The following is a 17,628-nucleotide window of genomic DNA, read 5'->3' on the forward strand; positions in this document are numbered from 1 at the left end:
AGTTTAGATTATTTTGGACAGCAATGATAACTCATTGATTTTAAAAATTTTTTATTCAAAAGTTGATGAAGTGGGGATTACCAATGAACGATTAGAATTTTACTAACAAACCGTTAGAATCTTTCTAACAAACCATTAGAATTTTACCAGTGACCGAACAGAATTTTACTAATGAACGATTAGAATCTTAACAAAAACTCTTAGAACATTACCAATGAAGGATTATAATCCTGCCAATTAACGATTAGAATCTTGCAGATTTTTCATAATAATCTCAGCTGCCTCTTCTGCATAGGCGGGGGCAAGAGAGTTTCCATTTCTTCCAAATCCATTGAATTGAAAGATTTTCTCGTTTGAAAATCCGACATTGGGTTTACCGTCAGAAGTTTCATCATATACTCCTGACCACTGTCTTAAAACAGAAAGTCCTCTTAATTTTGGAATCAATGCAGTCACGAGCTTTGCATATTTTATCAAAAAATCCAATGAACTACCATGATTGACGCTGTCTTTTTTGCCCTTTATTCCTCCAACAATTTCTCCTCTCATTGATTGATTTACAAATAAACCATTGGAATGGATTATATATGGATTTATGTAAGGTTTTATGCTTTCAAGTACGCAAATTTCTTCTTTTATTATTTTGCTGTTGCATTTTATACCTATTTTTTCATTTAATTTTTTGCTCCACGCACCGGCAGCAATTACAATGATGTCAGCATTATGAACTTGATTTTTAGTTTTTACTCCAATAATTTTATCATTATCAAAAGCTATTTCAGCTTGAGTCCAATCATATATTTTTACGCCGTATTTTCTGCATCCTTTGGCAAGTCCCCACAAGAGGGGACATGGAAATAGCAATCCGCCGTCTTTATAGTAACTTGCGATGGAGAATTCTTCGGTATTTAGGTCTGAGAACACTTTTTTTGTATCCTTAGGAGTCAATAAATCAATTTTTAAACCAGCATTCTTTTGTATCTCTACTTCTTTTTCCAGTTCTTGTTGATTATTGGAAAGTTTTAAGTATCCGCTTTTTCGGAAAAGAAAATTGAAGCCAATCTCAGTTTGCAAGTTTTCGTAAAGCTCTATTGTTCGCAAGGCATATTTTATTAAAGATTCATCAGAAAACTGGGCAGTTACTCCTCCAGAATTCCTTCCACTGGAGCCGTAAAGAATGTATTTTTTTTCAAAAACCTCTACCTGAGCACCTTTTTTAGATAAAAAATAGGACAGGCTCAGCCCGGCAATCCCTCCACCTATTACTGCTATTTTCATTCCTTTTCCTCGCCACTTGATAGTATATAAAGTGGCACAGGATCAACTGGAGGTCTGGGCACTGTTATTCCTATTTCATCTATGCTTTTTCCAAGCTTCTGAGAAAGAATTCTAACAACATGATTAATGCAACCCTTTCCTTGACAAGGACCTGTCATACAGCCTGTGTATCTTTTTAGGCTTTCAATATCTTTATAACCAAGTTCAATTGCATGCAAAATTTCTTGTTCAGTTAAATCTTCGCATCTGCAGACAACTTTTCTCATTTTGAACTCCTTCTTATAGCCCTTACTTCATATATTAGTTCAGGGTCTTCAATCTCAACTCTCACAAGGGAGGTACTATCATTTTTACTTGGTGGAAAAACCCATTTAACTAATCCTGAACCAACTGCCTCTCCTTTTCTGTTCAATAACTCCACTTGATCTCCCTTGCTTAACCAAGGAATAAACTCATACTGAAGAATTATCTCTCCTTTGCCTTTTTTATTGATATGTAACATGAAGATAGCCAATCCCGGGCAAACCTTAATGCATTCCATGCATCCAGTGCATTTTTCATAATTAACCTGTGGAGGATCATTTATGTTTTCCATTTGGATTGCTCCATATTTGCAAGATTCAAAACATGGACTACAAGGAATTGGCTGTGGACATTCTATGTAGGCTACTGGTTTTTCTTTAAGTCTGTCTTCAGAAGGAAATGGCGGTAACTCAATTTTTTTAAGATATCCTCTTTCAAGATATTTCATGCCTCTTTCTCCAACAAACACTGACAAATACCTGAATTTATTCTCTCTCCAAAAACTCCGCTTCTGAATTCCTCTATATCTTTCATTGCCTCATCCAGCTCTTTTATTGCATCTTCTCCTTCGTATCCTAAACTTAGTATTGCATGAAGGGCTGCGACTTTGCCTGTCATAATTGCTGATGTGGCTTCTTCAATTCCAGCACAATCACCGGCAACATACACACCACAAACGGTTGTTTCATTGTATTTCGTTCTTAAGGGAACAAAACCACCAAGTTGCGGAACAAATTTTATTTCACAACCTGCCTGATAAATTAGCTCAATTGTAGGAGAGAGTCCTACGGAAATACATATAAAGTCACATTTAATCTCTTTTTCTGTTCCTTTGATTGGTTGCCATTTTTTATCAAGTTGCACTATTATTGCTTTTTCAACATGCTCTTTCCCAATAGCCCTCAAGATAGTATGTCCTGTATAAATCGGAATTCCAAGCCTTCTTATTTTTGCAGCGTGAACAAAATATCCTCCGATTTTTGGCATTGCTTCTACAATTCCTGCTACTTTTACTCCAGCCTGCAATAGCTGATAGGCAAGAATTAGACCAACATTCCCTGAACCAATAATTAATCCATTTTTTCCGGGTAAAATACCCTGTTCATTCATCAGCGTCTGAACACCACCTGCTCCATATATACCCGGCAGGTCATTGTTTTCAAATATGAGAGTTCTTTCATAGGCTCCTGTTGCTATAATTGTCTTTTTTGGTCTTATTCTTAAAAGTTTGTCAGATCTAAAAGCACCTACTTCGTTCTTGTAAATACCAAAAACTTTTGTTTTTGTAAGAATTTTTACATTTTCAATTTTTCTGAGTTCATCTTCAAGGGCTAATGCTATTTTAAATCCCCTTGTTCCTGCTTTATGTTTGGCTGAGCCAAAAAATCTATGAGTTTGTTTTACAAGTTGTCCTCCAAGACGATGATTTTCGTCAATAAGTAAAACTTTTGCACCATACTTTCCGGCATTTATTCCAGCAGACATTCCTGCCGGACCTCCTCCAATGATTAAAACATCGCATTCAATCTCTTCATATCTGGCATTTTTTTTATAAACGCTCTTTGGTTTATCCCCAAAGCCCGTGAGTTTTCTTAGATTAGTGAGAACAAAGTTTCTCAATAATGGAGAGGAGGTAAATTTAGTGTAATGACTACCATGAGGAAAAACTTTGTCTATTATTTTATCTGATATTGACAAGATATCAAATTCAGCATTAGGAAAGCCTGTTTGAGTCTTTATTTGCATCCCTTCCTTAACATATACTTTACAAACTCTTATATTTGGTATTCCGTCAACCTCCATCATGCATGAGGAGCATTTACCTATTGCACAGAAAAATCCCCTCGGTCTGTGCCATCTAAAAGATCTGCTAAAAATTCTAACTCCCGACGCATAAAGTGCTGCAGCAACTGTTTCGCCCTCATATGCTTTTATGGGTTTACCATTAAAATAAATTGTTACTTCTTGTCCTCTTTTAAATTTTAAAATTGGATGTTCATGAAGTCTGCCTTCTTTGCTCATTTTTACCTAAACCTTTACTCCAACCTTTAAAATTTTTTCCTTTAGTTTAAAAAGCTTATCTCTTATCTCAGCTGCCCTTTCAAATTCAAGGTTCTCAGCTGCCTTTTTCATCTCAGCTTCAAGTTTTTTAATTGTTTCTTCTGACAAATCATACTCTTCAGCTTCTTCTTCAACAGTAGAAATTTCAGCATAGTCTCTCTCGTAAATTGACGACAGGATATCTTTTATTTTGCTTTTAACAGTTTCAGGCGTTATTCCCATCTTTGTATTATAATCCATTTGAATCTTTCTTCTACGCTCAGTTTCTTCAATTGCTTTTTTCATAGATTCTGTAATCGTGTCAGCATAAAGTATAACTAATCCATTAACATTTCTTGAAGCTCTTCCAGCTGTCTGAATTAAAGACCTTTCTGAACGAAGAAAACCTTCTTTGTCTGCGTCAAATATTGCAACAAGAGATACTTCAGGCAAGTCAAGTCCTTCCCTTAAGAGATTAACACCTATTAAAACATCAAATTTCCCGAGCCTTAAATCCCTTAGTATTTCAACCCTTTCAAGGGTATCTATGTCTGAATGAAGATATTTTGCCCTTATTCCAAGACTGGTATAATATTCAGATAGATCTTCAGCAAGTTTTTTTGTTATTGTAGTTACAAGAACTCTTTCACCAATTGCAACTCTTTTTTGGATTTCCTCAAGTAAATCTTCCACCTGATTGCTTGCAGGTCTTACTTCTATCTTAGGGTCAAGAAGACCTGTAGGTCTTATAATTTGTTCCACAATTCTGTGATTTGACTTTTCAATCTCATAATCTCCCGGCGTTGCTGATACATAAATGACATAGTTCATCCTGTGTTCAAACTCTCTAAATGTTAAAGGTCTATTGTCAAGGGCAGATGGCAATCTAAACCCGTATTCAATAAGATTCAGCTTTCTTGCTCTGTCTCCTTCGTACATTCCTCCAATTTGTGGAACAGATATATGGCTTTCATCTATAACTGTTAAAAAATCTCCCTTTGAAGGACCAGCATAAATGTAATCTATCAATGTAAAAGGTGGCTCACCCGGAAGTCTTCCACTAAGATGACGAGAGTAGTTTTCTATTCCATGACAGTGTCCAAATTGGCTTAAAAGTTCCATATCAAAACGGGTTCTTTTTTCAATTCTTTCTGCAAAAAGCTCTTCTCCGCGTTCTTTGAAATATCTAATTCTTTCTTCAAGCTCTTCTTCTATTGACTCTAAAGCTTTTCTTAGTCTTGGGTCAGGTGTTACCCAGTGACTGTTTGGTGGAATGAATATCCGTAGAATTCTTTTTAGCTTTTGTCCAGTAAGGGGATCAATTTCATAAATTGCGTCTATTTCATTATCAAAAAATTCTACTCTGTAAGCCCTATCAATACAGTGGGATGCAAATATGTCAACTACATCACCTCTAACTCTGAAAGTCCCTCTTCTAAACTCCTCTTCAGCCCTTGTATAAAGTATATCAACAAGTTTGCGGAGAAGGACATCCCTTTCAGTAGTCATTCCCTCTTCAAGGGTTATGTGCATCGCCAGATAATCGTCAGGAGAGCCTATTCCATAAATGCAAGATACTGAGGCAACAACAATGACATCATTTCTTGTAAGAACCGAAAGGGTCGCAGAATGCCTCATTCTGTCTATGTCATCGTTAATTAACGCATCCTTTTCAATGTAGGTGTCTGTCTCAGGGATGTAAGCTTCAGGTTGATAATAATCGTAGTAGCTTACATAGTATTCAACAGCATTGTAGGGGAAAAGCTCTTTAAATTCTCCATAAAGCTGGGCTGCGAGTGTTTTGTTTGGTGCTATTACAAGAGTTGGTTTATTTAATTTTGCTATTACATTGGCAATTGTGAATGTTTTACCAGAGCCTGTAACTCCAAGTAAAACCTGATGCTTATGCCCTCTTTTTATTCCTTCTACAAGCTGTTTAATAGCTTTGGGCTGGTCTCCTTTTGGTTTAAAGGAGGTTTGCAGTATGAATTTGCCCATTAATTAACTTTGAAGCAATTTGGCAGCTTTCTTTGCAAAGTATGTTAGAATTATGTCCGCTCCAGCTCTTTTAATTGCAGTAAGAACTTCCATCATTGTAGCCTCTTCATTTAGCAAACCAAGCTGAGCTGCTGCTTTTATCATTGAGTATTCACCGCTTACATTGTAAGCAGCAACAGGAACATTAAAGGTTCTTTTTACATCTGAAATTATATCAAGATATGCCAGTGCAGGCTTGACCATTACAATATCTGCGCCCTCCTCGATATCAAGGGCAACTTCCTTGATAGCTTCTCTGCGATTTGCAGGATCCATTTGATAACTGCGTCTGTCTCCAAATGCAGGTGCAGACTGTGCAGCCTCTCTGAAAGGTCCGTAGAATGCTGAAGAATACTTGGCTGCATAGGAAAGAATTACAACGTCTGTAAATCCTTCATCATCAAGGGCTTTGCGAATTTTCCCAACCCTTCCATCCATCATATCAGATGGTGCAACAATATCTGCTCCAGCCTTTGCATGGGATAATGCTTCTAATGCTAATATTTCAAGTGTTGAATCGTTGTCTATTTTTCCATTCTTTATAATTCCGCAATGTCCATGTGATGTATATTCACATAAACAAACATCAGTCACAACTATTAAATCAGAGATAGCATCCTTTATTGCCTTAATAGCATTCTGCACAACTTCATTATCATCATAGGCAGATGAGCCCTTTTCGTCTTTGTAAGAAGGGATTCCAAAAAGAATTATTGCAGGTATGCCTAAGGAAAATACTTCTTTAGCAGTTTTTACTGCTTCATCAACGCTTTCCTGAAAGCATTCAGGCATTGAAGGGATAGGATTTTTGACACCTTTGCCTGGAACAACAAACATTGGATAAACAAAATCCTGAGGGGTGAGGATTGTTTCCCTCACCATCTTCCTCAGGATATCTGTTTTTCTTAGTCTTCTTGGGCGATGAATTGGAAACATCGCTTATACGCCGCAGGAGCCTCCACAACCTGGTCCGCAGGATGGCATAGGACCTTTCAGTATAAAGCCCTCTTGCTCTTCGTCCTCATAATAGTCAAGTTCAGCTTCACTGAGAAGATCAAAGGTTTGTTTATCTAAATAAACCTTTAATCCATCTTTTTCAACTACCTCGTCTCCTTCTTGTGGATTTTCATCAATATCAAGACCAAAAGTAGGGCTACAATATCCTTCAGCTGAGAATATTCTCAAACCCCATCCTTCTTTTCCCTCGTTTTTGAGGATTAATTTTGCCTTTTCGGCTGCCTTTGAACTGATACTAAACACATCTACCTCCTAAAGATTTATTCTAATTTCAGAATAGCAGTTTTTTGAAATAATTTGCAAGAAAAACTTTAACACTTAAAAATAATTAAACACGCGTCACTGTAAGCCAAAAGCGAAGCAGTCCCTAAAATCCATAAAACGTAAGGCGTAAGAGGTAAAAAGTGAAAATTATAAGACAAGATTGCTTTAGCATCCTGACAGATGCCTCGCAATGACCACCTTTTCGTTATTGGAAGCATTTCACTTATCATTTCTGCGAAGGATTTCACTTTTCGTCTTTATGAGACATTCCCCATTTCGCCTTTGCGAAGCACTCTCCTTTTTGTCGTTGGGAGGCATTACCCTTTTTGTCATCATATGTTAGATTTATGGATATTGCGAGAGAATTTATTTCTGAGGCTATACTTTCTTTTTATGGGATTGCTTTGCCCGCCTGTCGGCAGGCTCGCAATGACCCCTTCCTTCGTCATTGCGAGGGTACGTTAGCACCCGAGGCAATCTCGTTTTTCGAAATCACAGTAAAAAATATTTATTTTCAAAAATTTTTAAATTTCTATCGCCATTTTTCGATTTAACAGGTTAAAATACACGTATGAAGCCGATTTTAAATAAAGGAATAATAAGGTATCAGAAAGAAAAGATTGAAGAGGTTGAAGATTTAATTGCCGTAGAAAAAAGAATAAAAATTTATGTCAACGATGAAGAAGTTGTCTCTCTCTCTGCCTCTCCGATTCACATAAAAGAATTGGTCACTGGCTTTCTGATGACAGAAGGAATTTTAAAGGGTGACTGGTGTCCTGAAAAGATATTCATAGAAGACACTGATAAGGAAATAAATGTCAAGGTTATGCTTGATGGCTTTGTCTCACTTGAAGGTAAAACAATTACCTCTGGATGCATGGCAGCTTACAGCTTTGTACGAGATTTAAGAACTAAAATTGATGATGACCTTACTGTTGATTGTAATACATTATTTGAGCTTTACAAAAATTTTCAAATACAATCTGTTTTATACAGGACAACAGGATGTATTCATGCAGCTGCACTTTCAGATAGGGAAAAAATACTGTTCATAGCTGAAGACGTGGGAAGGCATAATGCTGTAGATAAGGTAATCGGCTGGGCATTGTTGAATAAAATAACTTTCAGAGGTAAAATAATGCTCGTAAGCGGAAGGATATCATCTGAGATGATATTAAAAACAGCAAAATGGAAGATACCCATAATTGTTAGCAGATCAGCTCCAACCTCTCTGGCAGTTGAAATTGGAGAAAATCTCGGGATTACAATAGTTGGATTTTTAAGAGGAAACAGGTTTAATATTTACTGTCACGGAGAGAGAATTAAATAAATGCTTCCATAAATAAAAAACAGGAGGTGTCAAATGTTGGAAAACATTAAATGGTTAGGGCATGATACCTTTAAAATTGTTGGAGAAAAGGTTATCTATACTGACCCTTTTCAGATTAAAAAGCCAGACAAAGCAGACATCATACTCATTACTCATGACCACTATGACCATTTTAGTGCTGAGGACATTTCAAAGCTTTTAGGTCCTGATACTGTGCTCGTTTTACCTGCTGATTGTGCTGGAAGGATAAAGGCTAAGGAGGTTATTGTGAAACCCGGAGACAAGGTAAATGTTGAAGGCATAGAAATTGAAGTTGTTCCATCATATAATACGAACAAAAAATTTCATCCAAAGGAAAAAGGATGGGTTGGTTATATTTTTAAGGTTTCTGGAAAGAGAATTTATATAGCAGGAGATACTGACTACATACCTGAAATGAAGGAGTTTAAAGATGTTGACATAGCTCTTTTACCTGTGTCAGGAACATATGTTATGACTGCAGAAGAAGCTGTTCAGGCAGCCCTTGACATTAAACCAAAGATTGCCATTCCAATGCATTATGGAAGCATTGTTGGTTCTGAAAATGACGCTCATCATTTTGCTGAGAAACTTAAGGGTAAAATTGAAGTAATAATATTAAATCCAGAGAGGTAATTTATGGAATTTAAAGCAGAGGATTTAAAAAAAGAGCTTTCATCAAAAATACAGGTAATAGAAGAGATTGTTGTATTTGATGAAGTTGAGTCAACTAATAGCGTGGGTTATGAACTATTAAAGCAAGGATATCCGCCGGGAACAGTTGTTATAGCAGACAGACAAACAAAGGGCAAGGGAAGGTTAGGCAGAAGATGGATTTCTCCAGAGGGAAAAAACCTTTATATGAGTTTTGCATTAAAACCATCAATAACTCCAAAATATGCAACATTAATAACCTTAACAAGTGTTGTTGCCTGCACAACTGCTTTAAGAAGGATTACAAACATTCCAGTGCAGATTAAATGGCCCAATGATATGCTCATTGACCACAAAAAAGTAGGTGGAATCCTGTCGGAAATGAAAATTGAAGGTGAAAAAATAAAGGCTGCTGTTGTTGGCGTAGGAATAAATATTAATATGACAGAAGAGGATATTCCTGAAGAGATTAAAGAGATAGCCACATCTTTGAGAATTTGTAAGGGAGAAGAGTTTTCAAGAGCAATGATTGCAGTAGAGGTTATAAAGGAATTTGATAAATGGTATCAATTGCTTGAGAAGAAAAATAGAAAAACTATAATTGACAGATGGATGCAATTAAGCGGAACTATTGGTAGGCAAGTAAAAATTGTTCTTACTGACAGGGAGCTTATTGCCACCGCTGAGGCTATAGATGAAGAAGGAAGGTTGATAGTAAAACTTTCTGACGGTACATATGAAAAAATTTGTGCAGGAGATGTGACACTTTTAAGAACCAAATAATGTTTTATGCTATAAAGATAGGAAACTCAACATTAGGAATTGCTAAATTTTCCAATCCGTTGGAATCAAAGTGCGAGCCAATATTTTCGTCACCTTTGAAGGATTTAAACTGTGAAAAGTTAAAGGATTACATAGAAAAAGGACATGACTGCGTTGTCTGTTCAGTTGTCCCTTCAGTGTCAGAGCAGTTTTTTAACATTTTTAAAGAATACTTTGCCTCCATAATAAATGTTAATTCCAAAATCAAGTCTGATTTAATAATTGCAGTTGATAATCCTGAAAAATTAGGAGCAGACAGGCTTACTTGCTGTGTAGCTGCTTTTAATTTATTCAGAGGCAATGTTGCAGTAGTGGATGCTGGAACTGCAACCACGATTACGGTCGTTACAGAGAGAGCTGAAATAGTTGGGGGAGCTATAATTCCGGGCTTACACACCATGAACATTGCACTCCATAATTATACTGCCTTGCTTAGTCCTGTGAATTTAGAAGAACCGGTTTTTCTTCCCGGAAGCAATACCGAGAGTGCAATAAGAGGAGGAATTGTTTTAGGAACATGTTATGCCATTGAAGGTATTATTAGAGAAATTGGACAATCATTAAAGGCAAATTTGAAGGTAGTTCTCACAGGAGGATATGGAAGCTTGCTTTCAAGATTTTTAAAAATTTCACATATTTTAAACCCATATCTTGTATTTGAAGGCATGAGATTGATATACTTAAAAAACATAAAAAATTAGGAGGTTGTTATGAAATTCAAAAAAATTCTTTTGTCAACTGATTTTTCTGATGAGTCCCTTTATGCCCTTTCTTATGCTGTTGACATGGCGAAAATGTTTAATGCAAAGCTTTACTTGATGCATGTTATTTATGATATTGAAAAAGCATCAAATCTTCATATTCCCCATCCTTCTCTTACAGACTTATACAAGGACCTTGAATCTCATGCCAAGAGAAATCTTGAGTCCTTTGGTGCTGATATGAGAGAAGGTTTGACAGATGTTGAAACAGTAGTAAGAAAAGGAATTCCGTATGAAGAAATCATTAAATTTGCCGCTGAGAACAATATTGATTTAATTGTTATTGGAACATTGCAAAGAAGCGGTGTAGAAAGATTCTTTGTTGGAAGTACAACTCAAAGAGTTATTAGAAATGCACCATGTCCTGTTCTTGTAGTGACTAAAAAATAGTTAGGATGGAATGTGAAGTTTTAGTTGCTGGTGGTGGTCCTGCTGGCTCTATTGCTGCAAAGTTTCTTTCTGAGAGCGGGATAGACACAGTTATTGTAGAAAAAAATCTTCAATTTGAAAAGCCCTGTGGAGGGGGAATCCCCTCTATGGGGCTAAAAGATATTGGTATTTTAGAAGAAGTAGAGAAAAATCTTTTTTTTAACAGAATTAAAAAAATCAAAATTGTCCCTCCCTTTTCCTCACCTATTGAGGTTGACTTTATTGGAGGAGAGATATTTATCGTAAATCGCCTTAACTTTGACAGTTTTCTGCAAAAAATGGCTTCAGACAAAGGAGCAGAAATTATTGAGGCAGAACTTGTTGATATTGAAAATTATAACAACAAAATAAAAGCAGTGGTCAGGAGAAAATCAGGAGAAATCTTAAAAATCCAATCTAAATTCTTGATTGCATCAGATGGAGTAAATTCAAGGGTATGTTCACTATTAGGAATTAAAAAACCTGATTTTTACTGGACTGTCAGCCTTCATCTTCCAGAAAAATATATAGAAACAAAGGAAACAATTGAATTCTGGTTTGGAAGCGCCCATGCTTCCTTTTTTTATTCTTGGGTTTTTCCCGCTATTGATTATGTGTCTGTTGGTACAGGAGCAGAGGATATTAAAAAGCTTAAGCCGCTTATTGAAAATTTCCTGCGTAAGCGATTTTCAATGGAAATAAAAGATGGACATTTCCTGAAATTAAGGGCATATAAGATTCCAAGATGGACGAAAAGAGCTTTTTTCAAAGGAAATGTAATCTTTTGTGGAGATGCAATGGCTTTTACAATGCCTGTTTCCTTTGAAGGAATATACTATGCAATGAAATCTGGTCAGTTTGCAGCAGAGGCTGTGATACAGGGAAATTTAAAGCTTTATGAAAAACTTTGGAATGATAGATTTCTTACGCAGTTTAGCATGATGAAGAAATTTCAAGACTTAATGTTTGGCAATGATAAAAAAATTGATGAATGGCTTGATATTCATAGAGATCCAGCAATTCAAGAACTTGCAATGGCTTTATGGTTAAGGAAAGAACATGGCAACAGCCTTATCCCTCTTTACTTAAAAGCTTTCAAGAGTTTTATTTCAAGAATGTTTCTGTCTAAGTTAAAATAAATATGTGAAGAAATCTTTATTTTATTCAGTTGTTTTTCATATTTTGTTGTTTATCATCGTTTTGCTACTGCAGGAATACTTCAAATCTGAAAAACTCTCTACAGAGCCAGTCCAAGTCCTTTTATTACCTGTTCAACCTAAAGCATCTCTTCCTTCCGAGTTGCCGAAACAACCTAAAAGAATTGAAAAAATTCCTCAACCCAAAACTTTGCAAAAAATTCCTCCTATTACAGCACAAAAACAGCCTAAACAACTGAGCGCTATTCCAAAGGGACACGAGGGAACAGCTGAGAAAAAGGCTGAAGAGACAAAGCCTTCTGCTGGATTAAAATACGATAAAAATTTCTCAAAGATGGAAACTGAAAAAAAGGCAACGAATATTTTTGACAAAGATATTATTGCGAAATATTCAAGTAAAAATCACGAGTCAGCAAAGGTTGAAACATCACATGGTCTAAGTTTTTCTGCAAAGGAATTCAATGACTGGGGATATCTGGAGAGACTTAAGGAAAAAATTGAAAGAGTTTGGCAGTATCCTCCACAGGCAGCAGAAAGGGGAATTTATGGAGACCTTTATATCAGATTTACAATTGACAAAAAGGGAAAGCTTGTTTCAGTTGAACTTCTAAGAACATCAGGATATAGAATGCTTGATGATGCTGCCATTAAGGCATTAAAAGACGCTCAGCCTTTTTGGCCTCTTCCGGATGATTGGCAGAAAGAAAGCCTAACGATAACTGGACATTTTATTTATACATTGCGGGGGTTTTATCTGAGGTAGGTTCTGTTTTAAAGGCAATTCTTGGGGCATCAAGCCAAAGGCGCTCAAGGTCATAATAATGTCTCTGCTCATCAAGAAATATATGCACTATTACATCGCCATAGTCCATTAAAATCCAGCGCGCAAAGGAAAAACCTTCTATACCCAAAGGCTTTATGCCTTCTTTTTCCATCATCTCTTCAAGATATTCTGAGAGAGCTTTTACTTGAGTGGTGCTTTCTCCTGAGCATATGACAAAGTAATCGGTTATAATTATGAGGTCTTTGAGTTCAAGAATTTTTATATCAATAGCTTTTTTGCTATCTAAAAATTGAGCTATTTTTAAAGCCTTTTCCTTTGATGTTAATTCCATTGTTTAATTATATCATAATTTTGCAGTAAAAAATTAACAACAGCTACAGAGACAATTGAAGCAGTCTCTGCTCTAAGGATTCTTTTTCCCAAAGTCGCAACCTTTAATCCCTGCCTTTCAGCTATTTTTATCTCTTCTTCTGAGAAGCCTCCTTCAGGTCCTACAATCAAAAAGACAGGTAACCTTAAATCTATCCCTTTTAAAGCCTCTTGCAGAGGTGTTTGCTCTTTTTCCCAGAAAATAATCCCGTTATTTGACTTCTGTATCAATTCATTATAACTGCATATTGGCTCTATTTCTGGAACAATACTTCTTCCTGACTGCTCTGAGGCTTCCTTTGCAATTTTTTGCCATCTTTGTAGTTTGTTTGTCTCTTTTACCACGCATCTTGCACTGACAAAGGGTAAGATTTTCTTCACTCCAAGCTCAGTTGCCTTTTGAATCACCTGCTCCATTTTATCGCCCTTAAGCAAAGCCTGACAGAGAAATATAGAAAATGGCTCTTCTCTTGATAAGCTTTCTTCTTCAATTATTTTGACAGTTTGTTTATCAATAATAATTGCCCGATAGGTTTTGCCTTTTCCGTCGGATAAATAAACAATTTCACCGGGAGAGCATCTCAAAACATTAAAAAGATATTTTTTATCTTCCTTTGAAAGTTGTATAAAAGTCTCTGGTTTTAGTTCAGTGTATTGAATAACCAGCCTAATATTGCTCATAAAACTATTTCTGTGCCGATACCTTTCTTAGTGAAAATCTCAAGCAGGAGACTGTGGGGAATTCTGCCATCTATAATATGCGTTTTCTTAACGCCTCCTGTTAGAGCATTAAGACAAGCATGAACCTTTGGTATCATTCCACCAGAGATCACATTTTCACTTATGAGTTTAAGAGCTTCTTCAATTTTAAGGGTAGGAATGTGGTTGCCGGATTCATCTGATATCCCTTTGACATCAGTAAGTAGAATCAATTTCTCCGCTCCAACCGCAACTGCTATGCTTGAGGCAACAGTATCTGCGTTAATGTTATAGCTGTTGCCGTTTTTGTCAAAACCTATAGGTGCAACAACAGGTATAAAACTATCTTTTTGGAGGGATTCTAAAATATCAGTTGAAACATGTTCTATTTCACCGACATATCCAAGGTCTGTTTCTTTTTCATCTATCTTTATATGCTTTTTCTTGGCTTTTATTAGATTTCCATCTTTTCCGCTTAACCCTATTGCCTTTCCTCCATGAGCATTGATTAGCTGAACAATTTCTTTATTTATTACTCCTCCAAGAACCATCTCAACTATTTCCATTGTTTCTTTGTCTGTGACTCTATGTCCCTGAATAAATTTGGGCTCTTTACCAAGTCTTTTCATAAGCTCTGAAATTTTTGGTCCTCCGCCATGAACTACTATTGGTTTGATTCCTATAAAATTCAGCAATACTATGTCTTTAGCAAAGGCATCCTTAAGATGAGACTCCTTTTGAGCTGCTCCGCCATATTTAATAACAAAAGTTTTCCCATAAAACTTTCTTATGTAGGGAAGTGCCTCAACAAGGATATTTGCTTTTTCAAGAAGTTGCTGTTCAAATTGACTCATCATATGCCTCTCCTGTTTTTTATTGAATTTTAGCATGTTTTATGGGGTATTGACAAAATATAATTTTTGTGATAATATTTAACAAAATTCTTAATAATCCTGCCAAGAAGGCTAAAGGGCTGAAGCCCAGAACTTAACTCATCAGAATTTGCCTGCCAGAAGGCTGGCTCAAAGCTAAGAAAGCTAAACAGAAAAAATTTGAGGAGGTTTTGTTATGGAAAAAGGCTTTGAGCCTAAAGTTATTGCATTTTTATGTAATTGGTGCAGTTATGCAGGAGCAGACCTGGCAGGTTCTTTAAGGTATAGTTATCCACCAAATTTATATCCGATTAGAGTTCCCTGTTCAGGTAGAGTAGAGCCAGAATTTATTATTAAAGCCTTTTTATCAGGTGCTGATGGTGTTCTTGTCTCAGGATGCCATCCAGGAGACTGTCATTATAAGACAGGTAATTATTATGCAAACAGAAGATTTAATCTTCTTACGAGATTTCTTGAAGTAATTGGCATTCCAAAGGAAAGAGTAAGGCTTGAGTGGATTTCCGGCTCAGAGGGACTTAAGTTTTCTCAAGTTGCAAAAGATTTTGTAGCCCACATTAAAAAACTTGGACCTCTTTCTATTAAAACTCCTATTGATATTGATTGGAACATTATTGCAAGAACCGTTGCAACAGTGGGTTCTGCTGGTAAGCTTTTGTGGGATGAGGACAAATGTATGGCTGAAATGATTGACTTTTTCTTAGGTTATGCCCAACAAAATTCGTGTGCCGAGTGTGTACCATGCAGAATTGGGACAAAAAGAATGCAAGAGATTGTAGCAAAGATTTTTGATGGCTCAATTTCAGATGGAGAGCTTTCTCTTTTGTATGATTTAGCAATTGATTTAGGAGCATCAAGCAAGTGTGACCTTGGAAAAATGGCTGGAAAGGCAGTGAGATTTGCACTTGAATACTGCCGTGCAGATTTAGATGCTCACATCAACGGAAGTTGTGCTCATACAATACCAGCCAATCCAGGCTGGCAAAACATAATTGCATAAATTTTTTATTTAGGAGGATATATATGGCAGAAGTAACATTAACAATTAATGGACAAAAAGTTACAGTTCCAGAGGGAACAACAATTCTTAAAGCTGCAGAAAAGGCAGGATTTAAGATTCCGACTCTTTGTTACCTTGATGGAGTAGGACTTCCCCATATCAAACATGATGTTGGAGCATGTAGAGTTTGCGTTGTAGAGGTTGATGGAGAGAGAGACTTTGTTTCATCCTGCAACACAACTGTAAAAGAAGGTATGGTAGTTAGAACAAGCACCCCAAAAGTGATAGCAGCAAGAAAATTAAACTTAGAGATGCTTCTTAGTGAACATCATCTTGACTGTCCAACCTGTCCAAAAAACGGTATATGTGAACTGCAGTCAATTTGCGAAGAACTTAATATAAGACAAATTAGACCTCAGGGTGCAAAAAAAGATTTACCTATGGATGACTCATCTCCTTCAATAGTTAGGAATCCGAATAAGTGTATTATATGTCAAAGATGTATAACTGCCTGTAAAGTGCTTCAGAGTGTTGATGTTTTGGAGCTGTACGGAAATGGTTATGAGGCTGTAGTTCGTCCTAAAGGTGGAGTTCCATTAATTGAAACTCAGTGTGTTGCATGTGGTCAGTGTGCTCTTGTTTGTCCAACTGCTGCAATTGTTGAAAAAGATGATACATGGAAAGTTTGGCAAGCTATTGCTGATCCTAATAAACATGTTGTTGTGCAAACAGCACCAGCAACACATGTGACAATTGGAGAAGCATTTGGGTTGCCTGTAGGAACAGATATAACAGGTAAGATGGTTGCAGCTCTAAAAAGATTAGGCTTTGATGCGGTTTTTGACACAAACTGGTCAGCTGACCTAACGATTATAGAAGAAGGAAACGAATTGATTCACAGAATTAAAAACGGTGGTGTTCTTCCTCAGTTTACATCTTGCTCACCGGGATGGATAAAGTTCATTGAGGAGTTTTATCCTGATCTCATTCCTCATGTTTCAAGTGCAAAATCACCTCAACAGATGCTTGGACCAATTGCAAAAACATATTATGCCCAGAAAAAAGGCATAAATCCAGAGAATATCTTTGTTGTCTCAGTTATGCCATGCACTGCAAAGAAGTATGAGGCAGCTCGTCCTGAGATGAATGCAGCAAGCAAGTTCTGGAATAACCCAAAAATTGAAAGAGATGTAGATGTAGTTCTTACATCAAGGGAACTTATAAGAATGATTCGGGAAGCCGGAATAGATTTTGCCAATCTACCAGATGAAACCTATGATCCAATAATGGGTGAAGGAACAGGTGCTGCACAAATATTTGGTGCAACAGGCGGAGTTATGGAGGCAGCACTTAGAACTGCCTATGAGGTAGTAACAGGAAAAACTCTTGAAAAGCTTGATTTTGAGGCTGTAAGAGGAATGAAAGACATAAAAGAGGCTTCTGTGAATATGAACGGACTTACAGTAAAAGTCCTCGTGGCTCACTCATTGGGTGCAGCAAGACAGCTCATGGATAAAGTTAGGGCTGGTGAGCTTAAGGATTATCATTTCATAGAAGTGATGACATGTCCCGGTGGATGTATAGGTGGAGGCGGACAGCCTATTCCTTCCACAGTAGAGAAAAGAGAGATGAGGATTAAGGGTATTTACGAGAGGGATAAAAAACTGTCCCTTAGGAAAAGTCATGAAAATCCTGAAATTCATGCAATTTATAAGGAATTTCTCAAGGAACCTCTCGGACATCTATCACACCAGTTGCTTCATACCCATTATACACCGAGAGGTAAAAAATAACTAA

The 17,628-nt window shown here is 36.6% G+C and carries 19 protein-coding genes and 1 pseudogene; 10 read left to right on the forward strand and 10 right to left on the reverse strand.

Features of this window, described 5'->3' with window-relative positions:
• Nucleotides 1-237: 237 nt before the first annotated feature.
• Genes ACYQ3P_RS07670 through ACYQ3P_RS07700 form a run of 7 tightly spaced genes read right to left on the reverse strand, consistent with a single transcriptional unit; the run spans nt 238 to nt 6,918 of the window.
• Nucleotides 238-1,278, reverse strand: coding sequence for an NAD(P)/FAD-dependent oxidoreductase (locus tag ACYQ3P_RS07670; RefSeq protein ID WP_460177335.1), 1,041 nt, complete (start codon nt 1,276-1,278; stop codon nt 238-240).
• Nucleotides 1,275-1,544 carry a (2Fe-2S)-binding protein gene (locus ACYQ3P_RS07675; RefSeq protein WP_460177336.1) on the reverse strand — a complete coding sequence of 90 codons (270 nt, stop codon included), beginning with the start codon at nt 1,542-1,544 and terminating at the stop codon, nt 1,275-1,277. The genes ACYQ3P_RS07670 and ACYQ3P_RS07675 overlap by 4 nt, the downstream gene beginning before the upstream one ends.
• The gene (locus ACYQ3P_RS07680) at nt 1,541-2,029 is read right to left on the reverse strand and encodes a 4Fe-4S binding protein (protein ID WP_460177337.1); all 489 of its coding nucleotides are present in this window, start codon (nt 2,027-2,029) and stop codon (nt 1,541-1,543) included. The genes ACYQ3P_RS07675 and ACYQ3P_RS07680 overlap by 4 nt, the downstream gene beginning before the upstream one ends.
• Nucleotides 2,026-3,603: an FAD-dependent oxidoreductase gene (locus ACYQ3P_RS07685; protein ID WP_460177338.1), complete on the reverse strand. Its 1,578-nt coding sequence runs from the start codon at nt 3,601-3,603 to the stop codon at nt 2,026-2,028. Before ACYQ3P_RS07685 ends, ACYQ3P_RS07680 begins: the two co-directional genes overlap by 4 nt.
• 6 nt (nt 3,604-3,609) lie before the next feature.
• Nucleotides 3,610-5,619: an excinuclease ABC subunit UvrB gene (uvrB, locus tag ACYQ3P_RS07690; RefSeq protein ID WP_460177339.1), complete on the reverse strand. Its 2,010-nt coding sequence runs from the start codon at nt 5,617-5,619 to the stop codon at nt 3,610-3,612.
• Between the two features lie 3 nt (nt 5,620-5,622).
• Nucleotides 5,623-6,594 carry a porphobilinogen synthase gene (gene hemB, locus ACYQ3P_RS07695; RefSeq protein WP_460177340.1) on the reverse strand — a complete coding sequence of 324 codons (972 nt, stop codon included), beginning with the start codon at nt 6,592-6,594 and terminating at the stop codon, nt 5,623-5,625.
• A 3-nt stretch (nt 6,595-6,597) separates the two neighbouring features.
• Nucleotides 6,598-6,918 (reverse strand): HesB/IscA family protein, encoded by a 321-nt coding sequence (locus ACYQ3P_RS07700; RefSeq protein ID WP_460177341.1) that lies wholly within the window; start codon nt 6,916-6,918, stop codon nt 6,598-6,600.
• Nucleotides 6,919-7,510: 592 nt separating this feature from the next.
• Between ACYQ3P_RS07700 and fdhD the strand changes: the two genes are divergently transcribed.
• The 7 genes from fdhD to ACYQ3P_RS07735 are packed head-to-tail and all read left to right on the forward strand — an operon-like array spanning nt 7,511 to nt 12,852.
• Complete coding sequence (gene fdhD, locus ACYQ3P_RS07705) at nt 7,511-8,269, forward strand: formate dehydrogenase accessory sulfurtransferase FdhD (protein WP_460177342.1); 759 nt, start codon at nt 7,511-7,513, stop codon at nt 8,267-8,269.
• 33 nt (nt 8,270-8,302) lie between these two features.
• Nucleotides 8,303-8,923, forward strand: coding sequence for an MBL fold metallo-hydrolase (locus tag ACYQ3P_RS07710; protein WP_460177343.1), 621 nt, complete (start codon nt 8,303-8,305; stop codon nt 8,921-8,923).
• A 3-nt stretch (nt 8,924-8,926) separates the two neighbouring features.
• Nucleotides 8,927-9,724 carry a biotin--[acetyl-CoA-carboxylase] ligase gene (locus tag ACYQ3P_RS07715; protein ID WP_460177344.1) on the forward strand — a complete coding sequence of 266 codons (798 nt, stop codon included), beginning with the start codon at nt 8,927-8,929 and terminating at the stop codon, nt 9,722-9,724.
• Complete coding sequence (locus tag ACYQ3P_RS07720) at nt 9,724-10,464, forward strand: type III pantothenate kinase (protein WP_460177345.1); 741 nt, start codon at nt 9,724-9,726, stop codon at nt 10,462-10,464. Before ACYQ3P_RS07715 ends, ACYQ3P_RS07720 begins: the two co-directional genes overlap by 1 nt.
• Before the next feature lie 9 nt (nt 10,465-10,473).
• Entirely contained in the window at nt 10,474-10,914 is a 441-nt protein-coding gene (locus tag ACYQ3P_RS07725) for a universal stress protein (RefSeq protein ID WP_460177346.1), read from the forward strand.
• 5 nt (nt 10,915-10,919) lie between these two features.
• Nucleotides 10,920-12,071 carry a geranylgeranyl reductase family protein gene (locus ACYQ3P_RS07730; protein WP_460177347.1) on the forward strand — a complete coding sequence of 384 codons (1,152 nt, stop codon included), beginning with the start codon at nt 10,920-10,922 and terminating at the stop codon, nt 12,069-12,071.
• A gap of 4 nt (nt 12,072-12,075) precedes the next feature.
• Nucleotides 12,076-12,852 carry an energy transducer TonB gene (locus ACYQ3P_RS07735; RefSeq protein WP_460177348.1) on the forward strand — a complete coding sequence of 259 codons (777 nt, stop codon included), beginning with the start codon at nt 12,076-12,078 and terminating at the stop codon, nt 12,850-12,852.
• On the opposite strand, the gene rsfS is transcribed toward ACYQ3P_RS07735, so the two are convergent.
• From rsfS to argB, 3 genes are read right to left on the reverse strand one after another with little or no spacing between them, the layout of a single operon-like run.
• Entirely contained in the window at nt 12,818-13,204 is a 387-nt protein-coding gene (gene rsfS, locus ACYQ3P_RS07740) for a ribosome silencing factor (RefSeq protein ID WP_460177349.1), read from the reverse strand. The genes ACYQ3P_RS07735 and rsfS overlap by 35 nt on opposite strands.
• On the reverse strand, nt 13,195-13,923 hold the full coding sequence (locus ACYQ3P_RS07745; protein WP_460177350.1) for a 16S rRNA (uracil(1498)-N(3))-methyltransferase: 729 nt from the start codon (nt 13,921-13,923) through the stop codon (nt 13,195-13,197). The genes rsfS and ACYQ3P_RS07745 overlap by 10 nt, the downstream gene beginning before the upstream one ends.
• The gene (gene argB / locus ACYQ3P_RS07750) at nt 13,920-14,795 is read right to left on the reverse strand and encodes an acetylglutamate kinase (protein WP_460178064.1); all 876 of its coding nucleotides are present in this window, start codon (nt 14,793-14,795) and stop codon (nt 13,920-13,922) included. The genes ACYQ3P_RS07745 and argB overlap by 4 nt, the downstream gene beginning before the upstream one ends.
• 214 nt (nt 14,796-15,009) lie before the next feature.
• On the opposite strand from argB, the pseudogene ACYQ3P_RS07755 reads away from it, so the two are divergent.
• The 3 genes and pseudogenes from ACYQ3P_RS07755 to ACYQ3P_RS07765 form a co-directional block, all read left to right on the forward strand.
• Nucleotides 15,010-15,405: pseudogene (locus tag ACYQ3P_RS07755) on the forward strand (hydrogenase iron-sulfur subunit); the annotation flags it as partial.
• A gap of 111 nt (nt 15,406-15,516) precedes the next feature.
• Nucleotides 15,517-15,831 (forward strand): NADH-ubiquinone oxidoreductase-F iron-sulfur binding region domain-containing protein, encoded by a 315-nt coding sequence (locus tag ACYQ3P_RS07760; protein ID WP_460178065.1) that lies wholly within the window; start codon nt 15,517-15,519, stop codon nt 15,829-15,831.
• Between the two features lie 23 nt (nt 15,832-15,854).
• Entirely contained in the window at nt 15,855-17,624 is a 1,770-nt protein-coding gene (locus ACYQ3P_RS07765; RefSeq protein ID WP_460177351.1) for an NADH-dependent [FeFe] hydrogenase, group A6, read from the forward strand.
• The last annotated feature ends 4 nt before the right edge of the window (nt 17,625-17,628 follow it).

It is taken from the genome of Thermodesulfovibrio hydrogeniphilus (assembly GCF_054657355.1).